11 protein-coding genes and 8 pseudogenes are annotated in these 14,598 nt (G+C 48.8%); 13 read left to right on the top strand and 6 right to left on the bottom strand.

Annotation, left to right across the window (positions count from 1 at the left end; genetic code table 11):
- The first annotated feature begins 53 nt into the window (after window positions 1–53).
- Both ACQGXV_RS25885 and ACQGXV_RS25890 read left to right on the top strand, forming a co-directional pair.
- Window positions 54–1,406: a class-II fumarase/aspartase family protein gene (locus tag ACQGXV_RS25885; RefSeq protein ID WP_440863637.1), complete on the top strand. Its 1,353-nt coding sequence runs from the start codon at window positions 54–56 to the stop codon at window positions 1,404–1,406.
- Window positions 1,407–1,445: 39 nt separating this feature from the next.
- Window positions 1,446–2,867 (top strand): DASS family sodium-coupled anion symporter, encoded by a 1,422-nt coding sequence (locus ACQGXV_RS25890; protein ID WP_440863638.1) that lies wholly within the window; start codon window positions 1,446–1,448, stop codon window positions 2,865–2,867.
- A gap of 140 nt (window positions 2,868–3,007) precedes the next feature.
- On the opposite strand, the gene ACQGXV_RS25895 is transcribed toward ACQGXV_RS25890, so the two are convergent.
- Both ACQGXV_RS25895 and ACQGXV_RS25900 read right to left on the bottom strand, forming a co-directional pair.
- Window positions 3,008–4,159, bottom strand: a complete 1,152-nt coding sequence (locus ACQGXV_RS25895) for a GGDEF domain-containing protein (protein ID WP_440863639.1) — start codon at window positions 4,157–4,159, stop codon at window positions 3,008–3,010.
- Window positions 4,143–4,427: a hypothetical protein gene (locus ACQGXV_RS25900; protein WP_440863640.1), complete on the bottom strand. Its 285-nt coding sequence runs from the start codon at window positions 4,425–4,427 to the stop codon at window positions 4,143–4,145. The genes ACQGXV_RS25895 and ACQGXV_RS25900 overlap by 17 nt, the downstream gene beginning before the upstream one ends.
- 348 nt (window positions 4,428–4,775) lie before the next feature.
- On the opposite strand from ACQGXV_RS25900, the gene ACQGXV_RS25905 reads away from it, so the two are divergent.
- Window positions 4,776–4,934, top strand: a complete 159-nt coding sequence (locus ACQGXV_RS25905; RefSeq protein ID WP_440863641.1) for a hypothetical protein — start codon at window positions 4,776–4,778, stop codon at window positions 4,932–4,934.
- 51 nt (window positions 4,935–4,985) lie between these two features.
- On the top strand, window positions 4,986–5,231 hold the full coding sequence (locus tag ACQGXV_RS25910; protein ID WP_440863642.1) for a hypothetical protein: 246 nt from the start codon (window positions 4,986–4,988) through the stop codon (window positions 5,229–5,231).
- 447 nt (window positions 5,232–5,678) lie between these two features.
- On the opposite strand, the gene ACQGXV_RS25915 is transcribed toward ACQGXV_RS25910, so the two are convergent.
- From ACQGXV_RS25915 to ACQGXV_RS25925, 3 genes and pseudogenes are all read right to left on the bottom strand, one after another.
- Window positions 5,679–6,275 (bottom strand): DJ-1/PfpI family protein, encoded by a 597-nt coding sequence (locus tag ACQGXV_RS25915; RefSeq protein ID WP_440863643.1) that lies wholly within the window; start codon window positions 6,273–6,275, stop codon window positions 5,679–5,681.
- Between the two features lie 501 nt (window positions 6,276–6,776).
- Window positions 6,777–7,178, bottom strand: a pseudogene (locus ACQGXV_RS25920) (catalase/peroxidase HPI); the annotation flags it as partial.
- 53 nt (window positions 7,179–7,231) lie between these two features.
- Window positions 7,232–7,936 carry a transposase family protein gene (locus tag ACQGXV_RS25925; RefSeq protein ID WP_440867614.1) on the bottom strand — a complete coding sequence of 235 codons (705 nt, stop codon included), beginning with the start codon at window positions 7,934–7,936 and terminating at the stop codon, window positions 7,232–7,234.
- Window positions 7,937–8,008: 72 nt separating this feature from the next.
- On the opposite strand from ACQGXV_RS25925, the gene ACQGXV_RS25930 reads away from it, so the two are divergent.
- Complete coding sequence (locus tag ACQGXV_RS25930; protein WP_440863644.1) at window positions 8,009–9,208, top strand: IS256 family transposase; 1,200 nt, start codon at window positions 8,009–8,011, stop codon at window positions 9,206–9,208.
- A 44-nt stretch (window positions 9,209–9,252) separates the two neighbouring features.
- On the opposite strand, the pseudogene ACQGXV_RS25935 reads toward ACQGXV_RS25930, so the two are convergent.
- A pseudogene (locus ACQGXV_RS25935) lies at window positions 9,253–9,913 on the bottom strand (IS5 family transposase); the annotation flags it as partial.
- A gap of 56 nt (window positions 9,914–9,969) precedes the next feature.
- On the opposite strand from ACQGXV_RS25935, the pseudogene ACQGXV_RS25940 reads away from it, so the two are divergent.
- The 8 genes and pseudogenes from ACQGXV_RS25940 to ACQGXV_RS25975 form a co-directional block, all read left to right on the top strand.
- Window positions 9,970–10,113, top strand: a pseudogene (locus ACQGXV_RS25940) (transposase); the annotation flags it as partial.
- Window positions 10,114–10,146: 33 nt separating this feature from the next.
- On the top strand, window positions 10,147–10,512 hold the full coding sequence (locus tag ACQGXV_RS25945; protein ID WP_440863645.1) for an IS630 transposase-related protein: 366 nt from the start codon (window positions 10,147–10,149) through the stop codon (window positions 10,510–10,512).
- Window positions 10,436–10,969 (top strand): IS630 family transposase, encoded by a 534-nt coding sequence (locus tag ACQGXV_RS25950; protein WP_440867377.1) that lies wholly within the window; start codon window positions 10,436–10,438, stop codon window positions 10,967–10,969. Before ACQGXV_RS25945 ends, ACQGXV_RS25950 begins: the two co-directional genes overlap by 77 nt.
- A 23-nt stretch (window positions 10,970–10,992) precedes the next feature.
- Window positions 10,993–11,202 (top strand): annotated as a pseudogene (locus ACQGXV_RS25955) (transposase); the annotation flags it as partial.
- Between the two features lie 38 nt (window positions 11,203–11,240).
- A pseudogene (locus ACQGXV_RS25960) lies at window positions 11,241–11,366 on the top strand (TonB-dependent receptor domain-containing protein); the annotation flags it as partial.
- An 80-nt stretch (window positions 11,367–11,446) separates the two neighbouring features.
- Window positions 11,447–12,464, top strand: a pseudogene (locus ACQGXV_RS25965) (IS5 family transposase).
- 52 nt (window positions 12,465–12,516) lie between these two features.
- Window positions 12,517–12,672 (top strand): annotated as a pseudogene (locus tag ACQGXV_RS25970) (TonB-dependent receptor domain-containing protein); the annotation flags it as partial.
- 665 nt (window positions 12,673–13,337) lie between these two features.
- Window positions 13,338–14,564 (top strand): annotated as a pseudogene (locus tag ACQGXV_RS25975) (SulP family inorganic anion transporter); the annotation flags it as partial.
- Window positions 14,565–14,598 lie beyond the last annotated feature (34 nt).

A 14,598-nucleotide genomic window follows, 5' to 3' on the forward strand; every position in this document is an offset into this window, starting at 1 on the left:
TGCGGCATGACAGGCGCAGTTTATCACTCTTACTCTCATTTCAGGATGCTTTTATGGCTTCGAATGTGCTTGATTCCGTATTGTTTCGTGATACATTTGGCACGCCAGCAATGCGCGCCGTTTTTGACGACCACGAGCTGATTAGAAAATATGTCATTGTTGAGATAGCGCTCGCCAAAGCGCAGGCGCGCTGTAGTGTTATCCCCGAAGCGGCGGCGCAAGAGATTGCCCAACGCTGCAATGCCGATACGTTGGATTTTGATCTGCTGCGTCATGAAACTGAAATTGTCGGCTACCCGATTCTGCCGCTGGTGCATCAAATCTCCAAACAGGCGGGGGAGTCAGGTGGGTTTGTTCACTGGGGCGCTACCACCCAGGACATCATGGACACCGCTGTGGTTTTGCAAATCCGCGATGCTTTTGAGCTGATTGAGAAGGAAATCAAAACATTACGTGGGACGCTTGCCGGCCTGGCACATCGTTACCGCACGACACCGATGGCAGGGCGCACCCATTTGCAGCAGGCGTTGCCGGTGACCTTCGGCTATAAAGCGGCAATCTGGCTTGATATGTTCGATCGCCATCAGGAACGCCTCGATCAGGCGCGTCCCCGCATTCTGGTGGGTGAATTTGCCGGTGCCGCCGGAACCCTGGCCTCTTTGGGTGATAAAGGTCTGGACGTTCAGAAAGCGCTCATGGAAGAGTTGGGATTGGGTGTACCTGTCTCAACCTGGCATGTGGCACGCGATGGGTTTGCCGAAGCGGTTAACTTGCTGGCACTGATGACCGGTTCGCTGGGCAAGATTGCCTATGACGTGATGTTGATGGCATACAATGAGTTTGGCGAACTGTATGAGCCCTTTGTGAAGGGGCGCTGTGCCAGCAGCACCATGCCGCAAAAGCGTAATCCTATTTCGAGTGAACGGATGTTGGCATGTGCCAAAGGTGTGCGGCAGCAAGCCGGTTTGATGTTAGATGCCATGGTGCAGGATCTCGAACGTGCCACCGGGCCGTGGCATGCCGAATGGATCGCTATTCCGGAAAGCTTCATTCTCTCCGCCGGTGCGCTGCATCAGGCCAACTTTATGCTAAGCGGACTGATCGTGGATGAACAGGCGATGGCGCGTAATCTCGATATGACCAAAGGGCTTATCGTCGCGGAAGCGGTGATGATGGGGCTGGCACCTTATATTGGACGACAGGATGCGCACGATATCGTTTACGATGCTTGTCGCATTGTGAATGAGAAGGGCGGCCGACTGGCGGATATGCTCAATGCGATGCCGAACGTGGCGGATCGTTTGGCTCGGGAATTGATTGAGCGTTTGACCGATCCGACCAACTATCTCGGCATGGCACCAGAAATGGTCGATCAGGTGCTGAAAATCTCTGCCAGCCGGTCTTAATGTCCGGGGTTCACCCGCTCTACGTATGAGGAGATGATTATGTCATCCGATTCATCCACAGGGAAAAAGGTGTTCGCCGTGGTGGTGCCCATTGTATTGGGCATCGCTATCTGGCTTGCTCCCGTACCTGCCAACCTTTCTCCCCAGGCATGGCATATGTTCGCCATTTTTGCTGCTACCATTGCAGCCATCTTGACGCAGCCATTGCCCTCGGGGGCGGTGATGTTGATCGCGCTTTGCGTGGCCATCTTCACTCAAACGCTTACCGAAGCAAAAGCGCTGTCTGGTTTTGCCAGCGGCACGGTGTGGTTGATTTTCTGCGCTTACATCCTGTCTCTGGGGTTTGTCACTTCAGGGTTGGGTAAACGTATCGCCTATAAAATTCTTTCTTTATTTGGCGGCAGCAGCCTGGGTATTGCCTATTCACTGGGCATTTCCGATTTGATCATGGCACCCGCGATGCCTTCGGTAACCGCCCGTTCCGGGGGCATCATCTTCCCCATTGCGCGTTCTATCAATACCGTATTGGGATCGACACCGGGTGAAAGCGGTAAAAAGATCGGGGATTTCCTGACCATGGTCTGCTTTCAGTTTACGCCGATTACCGGTGCCATTTTTCTGACCGGGATGGCAGCGAATCCGCTGGTGAGCAGTCTGGCAAAAAACTCGCTTGGCGTTGAAATAACCTGGAGTGGCTGGTTTATTGCTGCTGTGCTTCCCGCGCTGGTCTGTTTTTGTTTGATGCCATTATTGGTGTACAAATTGGTGAACCCTGAACTGAAACTCACGCCGGAAGCGAAAGCGATGGGACGTGAGGCGCTCTCTCAGTTAGGCCCCATGACCACAACGGAAAAGAAAGTGGCGTTTGGTTTTCTGTTGGCATTGGTGGGGTGGGGAACCAGCCTGATCACCGGCCTGTCCGCGACATCGGTAGGGTTAGGGTTGGCGGCGTATTTGTTTGCCGTCGGCGCCGTGGATTGGAAAGCCTTGCTGAAAGATCATGCGGCCTGGGACACGGTTATCTGGTTTAGCGTTATCATCAGTCTGGCTACCGGGCTTTCCGATCTGGGCTTCATCAAATGGATGGCGGGCTTGCTGGGCGACCTGATCCAAGGGTTTGGTGCCATGGAGACCTTTGTGCTGCTGGGTGTGCTCTACATCTATGTGCACTACCTGTTTGCCACGGCTTCCGGACATGTCGCTGCCCTTTATGTGCCTTTTGCGGCCACGGCCATTGCTGCGGGGGCACCACCGATGATGGTTGCCATCTGTTTCGGGATTTTCAGTAATCTGATGTGGGGCAATACTGAGTATGGTGGCGGGCCGGGGCCTATCTATTTCGCTCAGGGCTATTTCACGCGACCGCGCTTTTATAAAATTAACGCAGCGGTGGTCACCTTTAACGTCGTGCTGACTTTCAGCGTGGGCTTGCTGTGGTGGAAACTACTTGGCTTCTATTAATGTAAAAGCGGCGTTTTGCTTCATCCGCACCTGATGAGAGTGACAATACGCTAAGACAGGTTGCCTTGAGCGGTATCAGGCAACCTGCCTCGCACAGCGTGCTAATTCCCAGCAGGGCAGGCAGTACTCGAAACCGTCCCTTACTGTACCGTCCGGTTGCGGCCTTCCCGTTTGGCGATATACAGATTTTTATCGGCGGCAGCGAAGAGTTGGTGCACATGCTGCGTCAGGTCCATCGCTGAAGCTGGCGCATAGGCTATGCCGATGCTCACTGCAACGGATACCGGTGAGCCATGAATAATGCAGGGCGTGTCGCGAATTCGCATGCGCAAATGCTCTGCTAACGCAAAAAAGTCCTGCTCTGAGAAATCAAAACAGACTGCCGCAAACTCTTCTCCACCGATGCGGCTCACCAGTCCCGGTTCAGGGATGGATTGTTGAATCAGATGCGCGACGTGTTTCAAAACCTGGTCACCGTTATCGTGGCCGTAACTGTCGTTGATGGTTTTGAAGTGATCGATATCAACCAGCATTATATTGATGGCCGCTTGGCGATAGCGGGGTATTTCCCCGTAACGGTTTAACGCATCGTTAAAACCATAGCGCGAAAGCAGGTGAGTGAGGAAATCGTGGCTGGCCTGCATCAACAAGCGTTGATTGAGCTGGCGGATGGTTTTGGCGTTCATGGCCATCAGCAACGGGCTAAAGATGATAGCGGCGATACTGATACGGGCGATGGTGATCGCCTGCATAAACAGCTCATCCTGATGGTCATAAATCCCCTGAACATGAAGCGCTGTCGCGATCAGTTCAACAATACCCGTGCACAAGGTAATCAGGCGTATAGCCCACAACGGATACACGATGGCACACCAGGTGAGCGCAGGCAGGGGGAACGCTAAAATGGCAATCGGCCCAACCAGCATGCCCAATCCCAGCGACAGTACAAGAAACAGTAGGGGGATGCTGCTGCGCCAGTCAGCGTTGGGCATACGCAATGTGAAATCGCTGCGCAGCGTCAGCAGTAACGGCAAAAATAGCACTGCGGTGTAAAACTGGTCACTGAACCAGTTGAGCACATCTTGTTGAAACGGTTGACGTGTTTGCACGGCCATGTGTTGCGCGAACGCGCCGACCAGCGCACAGCAAAGGGCGGCGATCATACAAGAGGCAAACAGGTGTAATGAGGAGGTGATATCGGCTTCTTGCTGACGATATCGTTCTGGCCAACGCAATAATTTGACCAGCACAAAGATAAACACCAGGTTGGCACTATTATAGCCAAGCGACATTATTTTGATAACAGCCAGCTATGCTTCTTTGCCGCATATCAGGGCATAGGATGTAATCATTTTTAAGTCGGTTGGCTATAATAGTAAGAGCGCTGACCCCCCAGCCATAAATCAGGCTGTCTTGCGCGATCATGGCGCTATAGGCAACGCAGTAATACCAAGGGGTATTCAGACCGCGACAGCGATAAAACAGGGCAGCAACCAGAATGTTGACGGGCCAGAGAACAGAGAGATCGATGCCTGACATACGCGCATGTGAACCTAACATGCAGCCCAGTAGTGTCAAAATAAAAACGTTAAAGCTATTTAAAAGCACATTGTCACTTTTAAACAGTGTCAGGTTTACATGCATAATATCTGCCCATTTCTCCACCGGATCGTGCTCTGCCTTTCAAATAGCGTGCAATCATACACGTAAGCCCAGGAGCAAACAGTACTCTGCATGAAACATGCTGGTTTTTAACGTATTGTTTTTGATCACAGTAGATGCAAATTCTCGGCATTTCGGTAAAAAAAGCCGCTAATAGCGGGATAGAAAATCCTTTTTAGTGCTAGTGTTATAACCAGAATACTGCGTGATGGCATGCGCATACTTTTTCACTGTCGGGAGTTCACCATGAAAATAAAACAGAGTATGTGCGGATTGTTGCTGATGCTGCCGCTGTATGGCTTGGCACAGGCGACGAGTTCCGACGTTATCGAGGGTTTCACTACGCAGCAAATTGCCGATACGCTACCGAAAACGCTGGATGGCTTGCAGCGTCGCACGGTTTAAGTGGTCTCGGATTACCATACGTTTCAGGTGGAGTACGTTGATCCTGCTACTATGCGTAAAGTGCTGGTCACGCTTTATACCTTACCGGCAGATGCAACAGGCAACATCCCCGTGGCTTCCAGCGATCGCGATCTGGATGCAGTGGTCGCCAGTGCTGAAAAAGAGATGTTGCGTCAGCGTATCAAACCGGAAATGAAAGATCTGGCTGCGCCGGATGCGCCCCGGTTTCGTTGCCTGCAAACGATCATGAATGAAAAAGTGGTGCACCAGGTGTGCTCAACCGGCTTTGTTGAATAATTTAAGATACTGATTTATATAAGCATTATAAAATTTCAACGACTAATTTTTCCTCTCGGAATGCTTTTTATTGTGCTAACTATTTGATTTGTCGTTCTAACAAAATACATTCTCTGTAAATGCATTCTAACTAAAGAAGATGTAAATCAAACGGTTAAATTATTCAACAAAGCCTGCTCAACCTTGTTTAAGGGGCGGGTGCTGGAGATTCAACCGGTCACCATGGTAAACGACAATGCTTATGCGCCAGCGATGCAGCGCGGTGAGGAATGGGTCATAAGCCTCGGTAAAATATAGCCAACCGACTTAAAAATGATTACATCCTATGCCCTGATATGCGGCAAAGAAGCATAGCTGGCTGTTATCAAAATAATGTCGCTTGGCTATAATGAGCAATGCCGTGAAATAAAGTGGAAGAGCAGGCTGGCTTGGCCAGCCTGTTTTGCATCAGTCAGGGTTTTCTGTCCAGTCAAACTCCAGTTGTCTGGCGGTTTTTTCTGCCAATTCGCGCCCTGCAAAACGCTCAACCAGATGCAGGCTCATATCAATGCCAGCAGAAATCCCTGCCGAGGACACAAGCGCCCCTTGATCAACCCAGCGCACATCACTTTTCACGTCTAACGTAGGGAACATCGTCTTCAAATCGGCAATGTCTTCCCAATGGGTGGTTACCGAACGGTGGTTGAATAGCCCGGTTTTTGCGAGTAAAAAAGCACCAGTGCAAACAGATGCAGTAATGGTTGTTTGCGGGGTTTGGCGGGTAAGCCAGTCAATAACCGCGGTTTTTTCCATCTCCGCAGTAACCACCCCTCCGGGGACGATCAGACAATCCAGTGCAGGATGATCGTCAAGGGCGTAATCGGGATCGATCTTTAATCCTGCACGCGCGCGCACTGTCACACGCTTCTCTCCGAGCGTGAACACGCTAAAACTCGGTTCGGGTCCACCCGCCACACGCGTTGCGTAGGTAAAGACTTCATAAGGCCCTGCAAAGTCTAATACCTCAACATTATCAAAAACATAAGTTCCAATTTGCAGCGTCATTGCCAGCTCTCCGCAGGAAGGGTCATCCCTTGGATGGTATAACCTGGCGCAGAAAAAAGAAATGTCAAGCCAGTAAGAACATAGTGCTTATAGACAGGGTTGTGCTAGCTGCTTATTCCGAAAATTAAGAAATTCTACATATTTTCGTACTGCCATTATCACTCTGTTGTAGTACATGCTGGTATGTATTTCTTGTTTACTTGGTATCAAATTTCGGCACGTTTTGTTGCGTGCCATTTCAGCGTGAGGTATTTATGCAACGACAGAAGTGGTTTAGCGTGTTTGTCCTAACTATTCTGCTGATGACGACAGGAACCTGGACTTTGCACTTTTTCCTTGATGGTGAGGTTGTCAAAGGGATTGCCTGTTACTTTGTAAAGCTGATGAGCGGAATTACACCACTGGCGGCAATCCGCTCTGTGGTTATGCCCCAACATGGCCCTAAGACCATGTTGGGACACCAGAAGAGTCTTACTGCACGACCCTAGCTCCGAACAACCGCTATACCAGATCGAAACGATCCAGATTCATCACTTTATTCCAGACAGCCACGAAATCGTGCACGAACGATGCCTGCGCATCCGCACTGGCGTAAACCTCTGCCAGCGCCCGTAGCTGTGAGTGTGAATCGAAAATCAGATCTACGCGTGTTCCTGTCCATTTTGGTTGACCCGTGGTGCGATCGCGTCCTTCAAACAGTGTGTGCGATGCATCAATCGGGTGCCTGGTGGTATTCATGTCCAGCAAGTTGATGAAGAAATCAGTGGTCAAGGTGCCAGGGCGTTGAGTAAATACACCGTGCGCTGTTTGCCCGGTATTGATATTCAGTACGCGCAACCCGCCGAGCAGTACGGTCATTTCCGGTGCTGTGAGGGTAAGCAACTGTGCCTTGTCCACTAACAATAAGCGTGTTGCTTAATAGTGAAATAAGGGTGTTTCGGTGATTGAAGTAAATTTTACGCTGTTCTGAGATGGAAATTCCAAAGACCGGCGCTAAGGAGTAAGAAGGTATCATCAATAAAGGGTCTACGATTCCGTAAAATTTGGGTCATGCAACCGAGGCGCTTGATACCCGCGATGGCGTGTTCAACTGTAATACGGATGCCCGAGATTATTTTATTTTCTTGTTTTTGTTCAGGCGATAAAGGTCTTTTTCGAGTTCCTTTTTTTGGGATTTGTGTATTAGGATGCTGTTTATCTATACCTTGAAAACCGGTATCTGCCCAGATGGTTACCTCAGGAGGAATATGGCGAATTATATCGACTTTATCGAGTAAGCGTTTATCGTGACGGCGCCCATTTTTGCTCATGGGGATAAATCCAATTTGCCTTGTTTCGTCAGTCATAATAAGCCCTTTTCGAGTGGTCTGTCTTTTCTTTCCCGAATACATTTTTTTTCGCCGACGCAGATTCTTAGGCTTTTGGACAGGTCGCTCTGTCCCATCAATAAAGACGTCTTTAACTCCAGGAAAGGCGCGAAAAAATTCCTCAGCAGAGCGAATTTGACGAGCGGGCAAAACACATTCTCGCCCCAAGGTCATCTCTAAAACCGGCAATAATATTTTTACCCAGCGACATACCCGTGTTCTATCTAAACCAAAAAGAAGTGCTTGCAAATCATAGGTCGGATAACATTTTAAATACAATAAAATAAAAAGCAGTTTATCTAATGGGAGACTGTAAAATAATCTGTGTAAATGGCATTTTGAGGAAAACCTTCAAAGGATAACAAAATGCCTATCAGCAACGAACTTATTGACCAACTGCTTCAAGATTGTCACTCCCCTCAGGATCTGCTGGGTGAATCAGGCCTACTCAAGGTGCTGACTAAAAGACTGGCGGAACGGGTTCTTGAAGCTGAGATGGAGATGCACCTTGGGTATGCTAAGCATGACCCGGCTGGTAATCATTCAGGCAACTCACGCAATGGCAAGACATCCAAGAGCGTACGTAGCCAAAATGGGGAGATCGAGCTCGATATTCCGCGCGACCGCAACAGTACCTTCGAGCCGACACTGATCGGTAAGCACGAAAAACAGCTTAACGGCTTCGATGACCGCATTATTTCTCTCTATTCCAGAGGGTTATCAACCCGTGATATTCAGGCACACTTTAAAGAAGTCTACGGGGTCGATGTTTCCGCTGGCTTCATTTCTCAAGTGACCAATGCTGTGATGGATGAAGTTAAGCGCTGGCAGCAACGGCCGCTGGATGCGCTTTATCCCATTGTTTACCTTGACTGTATTGTTGTCAAAAGCCAGGACGGCGGAGCCGTGGCCAACAAGTCCCTCGGCGTCAACGGCCAGGGCGAAAAAGAGCTGCTGGGGCTATGGATAGCCAAAACTGAGGGGGCCAAGTTCTGGTTATCTGTGATGACAGAACTGAAAAATCGTGGGCTAAAGGACATCTTCGTCGCCTGCTGCGATGGCCTGAAAGGCTTTCCTGATGCCATTGAAGCTGTTTACCCGCATACGCGGGTACAGCTCTGCATTGTGCATCAGGTGCGGAACTCGCTGCGCTACGTCGGCTGGAAAGAGCGTAAGGCCGTTGCTGCTGACCTGCGCACCATCTATAGTTCCGCAACGCTAGAGGGCGCTGAAGAGGCCCTGGATGCCTTCGCGGCCAAATGGGATGAACAGTTCCCGACGATCAGCCCGTCGTGGAGAAATAATTGGGAACGTCTCATCGTCATTTTTGACTTTCCGCCGGAGATCCGCAAGGTTATCTACACCACCAACGCGATAGAGTCGTTAAATGCTTCATTGCGCAAGATAACGAAAACGCGACGAATATTTCCAACGGATGACTCGGTGATAAAATTACTCTATCTAGCCTTGCATAATATCTCTGCTAAATGGACCTTGCCAATCAGAGACTGGAAACCTGCTATGAGCCAATTCATGTTGATGTATGGAGAACGAATCTCCGGTTAAGCAATGGAGCCATTTACACAAAATTCTTTACAGACTCATCTGAAAGCCAGTTTTTCATTTGATTTTCGGGGAATAACCGTTTTATCCCTTTTCTTTTCAACTTGTTACGGAGTGTATTGCCAGAGTAGGCTTTGTCAGCCAGTACCGCATGACCACGACGCTTCATGCTACCGTTCTGCCGTTGCACGCCAATGCCGTCCAGGAGTCGTAACGCGAACAGGCTTTCGTGAGCCTGCCCAGCACTCAGTACGATATTTAGCGGGATGCCGCTTCCGTCAGTCGCCATGTGGATTTTGGTGTCATAACCACCTCGTGAGCGACCCAGGCTGTTATCGTTGGTAATATCGGGATGTTTTTTTGAGCGCCAGCCGCACATTTGAGCGCACGGATATTGCTGCCATCCAGCGCAGTGGCTGACCAGTCAACAAGTCCATGAGCATCAAGAAATGAAAGTAACTTATTAAAAATAATGTTAATAACTCCAGACTTTGACCATCTATTGAAACGGTTATAAACGTTTTTCCATGGGCCGTAACGTTCAGGTAAATCACGCCATGGGGCACCTGAACACAGTATCCAGAACATGCCGTTGAGGATTTTGCGATGTTCTGCCCATGGCCGGCCTGCCTGCGGAGATGTCAAAACGGTTGGTAACAAGGGCTCAATGATTGCCCATGCTTCATCAGAAAGATCGTAGCGAGCCATAATCCAAAGTGTCTTAGAAACAGATGGATACTATAGCTCAAGCAATTAAGGGACACAGCCTAGAGGGCGCTGAAGAGGCCCTGGATGCCTTCGCGGACAAATGGGATGAGCAGTTCCCGACGATCAGCCCATAGTGGAGAAATAATTGGGAACGTCTCATCGTCATTTTTGATTTTCCGCCGGAGATTCGCAAGGTTATAGCTAAACGACTTAATTTTGATTACATTATTTAAATGAGCTATTCAATTGATTTTAGACGTAAAGTGGTATCTACACGGAAAAACGAAGGGTTGAGTATCCGAGAAACAGCGAAGCAATTTCGGATTGGCCCTGCCTCTGTATCGCGTTGGATTAATCAAATAGAGTCAAAAGCATCGACCACGCGTCAGCGAAAGATCGATAAATCCGAGTTGATAAAAGATGTTGAACAATATCCAGATGCTTACCAAAAAGAACGTGCAGAGCGTTTTGGCGTTTGTCAGAAGGCCATTTGGCAAGCGCTTAAAAAGCTGGGATTGACCTATAAAAAAAACTCTACGTCATCCGAAAGCCGACGAAAACGCCCGGCAGGGATTTCAACAAAAAAAACAACAGTATGAAAAAGAAGGTAAACCTATTGTTTTTATTGATGAAAGTGGTTTTTCACACGATGCCCCACGGACTCACGGCTATTCCCCAAAAGGTCAACGGTGTTTTGGCCTGAAGAACTGGGGAGCTAGGGGAAGAACAAATGTTATCGGCGCTTTATTAGGCACAACGCTGTTTGCTATCGGATTATTTGATATCAATATTAACAGCGATGTTTTCTATGCCTGGGTCACACAAGTCCTTATCCCAGTACTCCCTAAAAACAGTGTAATCATGATGGACAATGCCACTTTTCACAAAAAACATAATATTCAACAAGTCATCATCGATGCAGGGTATATGGTGGAGTATTTGCCTACATATTCGCCAGATCTTGACCCAATTGAGCATAAATGGGCACAAGCAAAAAGCAAAAAAAGAGAGATGGGTTGCGATACAGAGAGTTTGTTCTCAGTCCATATGGTGTAATCAAAATTAAGTCGCTTGGCTATATCTACACCACCAACGCGATAGAGTCGTTAAATGCTTCATTGCGCAAGATAACGAAAACGCGACGAATATTTCCAACGGATGACTCGGTGCTAAAATTATTCTATCTAGCCTTGCATAATATCTCGGCTAAATGGACCCTACCAATCAGAGACTGGAAACCGGCTATGAGACAATTCATGTTGATGTATGGAGATCGGATTTCCGGTTAAGCGATGGAGCCATTTACACGAAATTCTTTACAGACTCGAGCCCTGCGAATAAGGTGGTTCACGACAATCTGGGCGCATATTTTAAATCCTTTACTGTCTACAATCTTGGCGCGTCGTATAAAGTGTCCAAAGAGGTGACGCTCAACGGCGCTATCAATAACCTGACGGGGCTTTGTTGAATAAATCGAACTTTCAGGGGATCGCCGGATCAGAGCACTATCATCGCTCCCGATAGCAGCTCCCCATGGCAAAGCAAAAGTTTAAAATCACCAACTGGCCCACCTACAACAAAGCACTCAGACAACGCGGCTCCCTGACGGTCTGGCTTGATGAGTCGGCCATCGCTGCATGGACTGACAGTGCTTCGCCTGAAGGTCGTGGTCGGCCGATTTACTACACCGATATGGCTGTTATAGCCAACCGACTTAAAAATGATTACAGCCGATGCCCTGATATGTGGCAAAGAAGCATAGCTGGCTGTTATCAAAATAATGTCGCTTAGCTATACCACGGTTTTGATGATAAAGCGCGTGTTTAACCTGTCGCTCCGGGCATTACAGGGCTTTGTCGACTCGGTTTTTACACTGATGAGCCTGCCACTGCGCTGCCCGGACTACTCTCTGGTCAGTCGGCGCGCAAAAACCGTCAGTATCAGCATAAAAACGCCAACGCGTGGTGAAATCTCGCATCTGGTCATCGACAGTACCGGTCTGAAGGTCTTTGGCGAAGGTGAATGGAAAGTCAGGCAGCATGGGGCTGACAGACGAAGAGTGTGGCGCAAGCTTCATCTGGCAGCAGACAGTGCGACGCATGAGATTATCTGTGCCGACTTATCGCTCAGCGGAACGACAGATGCGCAGGCACTGCCGGGCCTGATTAACCAAACCCACCGGAAAATCAGGTAAGTGTCAGCAGACGGTGCTTATGACGCCCGTTACTGCCACGATGCGTTGCTGAGAAAGAAAATCAGGCCCCTTATCCCGCCGCGAAGCGGAGCGAAATACTGGCCGGACAAGTACTATGAACGTAACCATGCGGTGGCGAATCAGCGTCTGAGCGGGAGTAATGATATGTGGAAAAAGAAAGTGGGTTATCACCGGCGTTCAGTGGCAGAAACAGCGATGTTCCGCATAAAAACTTTGCTGGGTGGCCACCTGAGCCTGCGTGACTACGATGCTCAGGTGGGTGAAGCCATGGCGATGGTCAAAGCGCTGAATCGTATGACGTTGTTGGGTATGCCACACAGCGTCAGGATCGGATAACAGGTGTAGCAGAGGGAGTCATCCTGTCGGCTAATTCTGATTTATTCAACAAAGCCACCTGACGGATAAAGATTTTACCCGGACACACGTGTTTGCTGTGGGGAGCGGGACAACAACCGCTGGGGATTACTTTACCTCTTCCCAGAGTACCACCGGCTATGTGATGCCTGGGCGTAATTACTGGCTTTCCGTGAATGTGACTTTCTGATCCTTCACGCGTTGTTGCGTCATGGCTTTGTTGAATAATTTAACGTTTTGATTTACAACTTCTTTAGGTGGGATGCATGTACAGAAAATGTATTTTGTTAGAGCGATAAATCAAATAGTTAGCACAATAAAAAGCATTACGGTAGTAAAATTTAGTCGTTAAAATTTTATAATACCCATTTAAATCAGTATTTTAAATTATTCAACAAAGCCTTGCGTCATACAAAAAATCAGAAGGCGCAGTACAGGACGACTTCTGATTTTTATTTTATCTCTGCCATACTTCACATCATCTGTGCGTTTTTGTAGGCAAGCCATTCCTGCTGTGCAACCTGCGCTGTCGCCCGCCAGCGAGCAGACCGATCCCCGTAATGAAGATTAAATGGAAGAAGTATGCAGTGGAAATCCCTGACTCCCGGCCTGACAAATCTGCTTGCTTATGAACGCACCTGGTTAAAGCATGACGTTCGTGCGGGGCTTTCAGTGGCTGCCGGGCTTTGTTGAATAATTTAAGATACTGATTTATATAAGCATTATAAAATTTCAACGACTAATTTTTCCTCTCGGAATGCTTTTTATTGTGCTAACTATTTGATTTGTCGTTCTAACAAAATACATTCTCTGTAAATGCATTCTAACTAAAGAAGATGTAAATCAAACGGTTAAATTATTCAACAAAGCCTGGCTGCCGTTGCGTTACCGGTGGCGATTGCCTATGCCGAATTGGCCGGCGTAAGCGCGATCGTTGGGCTTTACTCCTGTATCTTGCCGATGGTCGCCTACGCCATTTTTCGCTCTTCACGGCAATTAATTGTGGGGCCAGATGCCGCTACCTGTGCGGTCATCGCGGCGGTCATTAAACCCTTAGCGGCGGGAAACGCGGAGCTTCATTGGCAATTAGCTATTGTGATGACGTTGATGATGGGAACGTGGTGTCTGATTGCCAGCCGATTCAAGTTGGGGGCCATTGCGGATTTATTGTCCCGCCCCATATTGAGTGGCTTGCTTAACGGCGTTGCGTTGACCATTATTGTCAATCAGATCAGCAAAGTGTTTGGTTTCTCTCCCTACACCAGTGAACTGATTGAGCGCATTTATGCGCTACCGTCGAATCTGGCAAGTAGCCACTGGCCGACGGTGGGTATCTCGTTGCTGACGTTGTTATGCCTGTTTGGTGTGCGCTATGTACGCCCTAATTGGCCTGCACCGCTCTTTGCAGTCCTGTTGACAACGGGGCTGACCTGGGCGGCAAACCTGCCACGCTTTGGGGTAGAAACGGTTTCCGATTACACCGGGGGCGGTTTGCCTACTGTCTCCTGGCCGGATTTCAAACCCGGTTTGCTGCGTGAACTGGTGATCCCGGCGTTGAATCTTGCGGTGGTCAGCTTTGTCAGTATGATGCTGACCGCGCGCAGTTTCGCGGCAAAAAATGGCTACGAGGTGGACGTAAACAGTGAATTTCGCGCGCTGAGTTTGGTGAATATCGTCTCTGGTTTATCTCAGGGATTTGCCATCAGCGGCGCTAATTCACGTACTGCGGTTAACGATGCCAACGGTGGCAAAAGTCAGTTGGTTTCTGTGATCGCCGCATTGGCGATTGCGCTGGTGGTCGTGCTGTTAAGTGAACCCCTGCAATATATTCCTATTGCTGTACTCGGTGTCATATTAATCTATGCGCTGTGGGGCTTACTGGATTTACGCAGTATATTCCAACTGCGAAAGCGTAATCGCCCGGCCTTCTATCTTGCTCTGTTTACTTTTCTGAGTGTGCTGCTGGTGGGCATTATTCCGGGTATTGGGTTGGCGGTGCTGCTAGGGTTACTGCAATTCCTGCAAACGGTATTTCGACCCACAGAGCATTTGCTCGGTGTCAACGCGGAAGGCATGATTCATTAAGTGTGTTGCTTAATAGTGAAATAAGGGTGTT

This window comes from Symbiopectobacterium purcellii (assembly GCF_052050035.1).
Taxonomy (GTDB): domain Bacteria; phylum Pseudomonadota; class Gammaproteobacteria; order Enterobacterales; family Enterobacteriaceae; genus Symbiopectobacterium; species Symbiopectobacterium purcellii_A.

Excerpts from the sequence above, each read along its gene's own strand:
- ACQGXV_RS25885 (WP_440863637.1), top strand. The coding sequence starts at position 54 with ATGGCTTCGAATGTGCTTGATTCCGTATTGTTTCGTGATACATTTGGC.
- ACQGXV_RS25890 (WP_440863638.1), top strand. The coding sequence starts at position 1,446 with ATGTCATCCGATTCATCCACAGGGAAAAAGGTGTTCGCCGTGGTGGTG.
- ACQGXV_RS25895 (WP_440863639.1), bottom strand. The coding sequence starts at position 4,159 with ATGTCGCTTGGCTATAATAGTGCCAACCTGGTGTTTATCTTTGTGCTG.
- ACQGXV_RS25900 (WP_440863640.1), bottom strand. The coding sequence starts at position 4,427 with ATGTTAGGTTCACATGCGCGTATGTCAGGCATCGATCTCTCTGTTCTC.
- ACQGXV_RS25905 (WP_440863641.1), top strand. The coding sequence starts at position 4,776 with ATGAAAATAAAACAGAGTATGTGCGGATTGTTGCTGATGCTGCCGCTG.
- ACQGXV_RS25910 (WP_440863642.1), top strand. The coding sequence starts at position 4,986 with ATGCGTAAAGTGCTGGTCACGCTTTATACCTTACCGGCAGATGCAACA.
- ACQGXV_RS25915 (WP_440863643.1), bottom strand. The coding sequence starts at position 6,275 with ATGACGCTGCAAATTGGAACTTATGTTTTTGATAATGTTGAGGTATTA.
- ACQGXV_RS25930 (WP_440863644.1), top strand. The coding sequence starts at position 8,009 with ATGCCTATCAGCAACGAACTTATTGACCAACTGCTTCAAGATTGTCAC.
- ACQGXV_RS25945 (WP_440863645.1), top strand. The coding sequence starts at position 10,147 with ATGAGCTATTCAATTGATTTTAGACGTAAAGTGGTATCTACACGGAAA.